The sequence below is a fragment of the Sphingomonas sp. genome (genome assembly GCF_036677245.1).
Lineage (GTDB): Bacteria > Pseudomonadota > Alphaproteobacteria > Sphingomonadales > Sphingomonadaceae > Allosphingosinicella.
Map to the genome: position 1 here is coordinate 1 of NZ_JAKFCG010000125.1, position 1,638 is coordinate 1,638.

The 1,638-nt window shown below is 67.2% G+C and carries 2 protein-coding genes; one reads left to right on the plus strand and one right to left on the minus strand.

Features of this window, described 5'->3' with window-relative positions; genetic code table 11:
- Positions 1-447, plus strand: a 447-nt coding sequence (locus V6M48_RS12510) for an ABC transporter substrate-binding protein (RefSeq protein WP_332812861.1), incomplete at its 5' end; no start/stop codon positions are given.
- 233 nt (positions 448-680) lie between these two features.
- Here V6M48_RS12510 and V6M48_RS12515 read toward each other — a convergent pair.
- Positions 681-1,638: aminotransferase (locus V6M48_RS12515; RefSeq protein ID WP_332812862.1), on the minus strand; the 958-nt coding region annotated here is incomplete at its 5' end.

Below are 1,638 nucleotides of genomic sequence, written 5' to 3' on the forward strand. Positions count from 1 at the left end.
ATCTTCTTCCTGCAGGACGTGCACAGCCTCGGCCTCAAGGCGACGCAGGGCACCTATCTGACGACCGCCTCCTACTGGGATCTCGACGAGCCGTCGCGGGCCTGGTCGAAGCAGTTCATGGAGAAGGCCGGCATGATGCCGTCCATGCTGCATGCCGGCGTCTACGGCTCGGTGCTGCATTATCTGAAGGCGATCAAGCAGGCCGGCACGGACAATCCCGACAAGGTCGCCGCCGCGATGCGCGCCATGCCGATCAATGACGCCTTCACCAAGGACGCCAAGATCCGCGCCGATGGCCGCGTGCTGCGCGAGATGTACCTCGCCAGGGTCAAGAAGCCGGCGGATTCGAAGCAGCCCTGGGACTACTTCGAGATCGTGCGCAAGATCGCGCCTGAAGACGCCGTCTGGCCGCTCTCCGAGAGCCGCTGCGCGGCAGCGAAGGGCTGAGCGGGCCGCTTGCCGAAAAAGGCGAGTGTCGTCCCGGGCGACCGCAGGGAGACCAGGGACCCATTCCGGAACCTCTTCTGGGAAGGCTCCGGAATGGATCCCGCATCTCCGCTTCGCTACGTCCGGGATGACACCGTTGTTGATGTCGAAGCCCAACCTCCAGAAAACGAGCGCAGCATTTTCGGCCAAGCTCTCAGGACGAGGGCTCGTCGTGCTTCAAACCGGCCGAGCGCTCAGAGCGAAAAGCCCTTCAGCCTGTCGCCGAGCTCGCCGAGCCGCTCCGCGCCGACATTGGCGATAGCGATGCGCAGGTGCCGCTCCTGGCCCGGGCCGAAATAGGGGCCGGGCAAAGCGAGCACGCCGCGCTCCTGCACGAGGCGGCGGACCACCTCCGCCGCCGGCACGCCTTCGAACGGGTGGGCGAGATAGGCGAAATAGGCGCCGGCGGCGAGGACATTCCAGCCGTTGAGCGGCGCCATCGCCCGGCGGAACAGCTCGGCGCGGGCGTTGATCTCGGCACGGTTGGCCTCGCGCCAGGCGCGGATGCCGTCAATGCCCCAGGTGATGGCGCTCTGGCCGGCCCGAACGGGGCTGATCTGGACGCAGTCGAGCACCTTGCCGATCTGCGCCAGCATATCGACGTCGGCGGTGATCGCGCCCAGCCGCCAGCCCGGCACGGCATAGGCTTTTGAGAAGCTGTAGAGGCCGATCAGCGAATCACGCCAGTCGCTTGCGGCGAAGAGTTCATGCGAGTGGCCAGCGCCCTCGGGCAGGAAGTCGCGATAGGTCTCGTCGAGCACGAGCCAGAGACCGCGCCTGCGGCAGAGCGTGGCAAAGGCGGCGATGGTCGCTGGCGGATAGACCGCGCCGGTCGGGTTGTTCGGGGTGACCAGGACGATGGCGCGGGTGCGCGCGTCGATCAGGCTCTCGGCGACGGCGACGTCCGGCACGAAGCCTTGCGCCGGGTCGCAGGGCAGGGCGCGCGGCTCGATGCCGAGCATGTTCAGGGTCATCTCGTGGTTGAAATACCAGGGCGTCGGCAGCAGCACATTGTCGCCGGCGCGGGCGAGGGCCATCATCGTCACGACATAGGCCTGGTTGCAGCCGGCGGTGATCGCGACCTCGTTCGCGGAAATCGGTGCGCCATAGAAGGCGCTGGTCTCGGCGGCATAGGCCTCGCGCAGAGCGAGG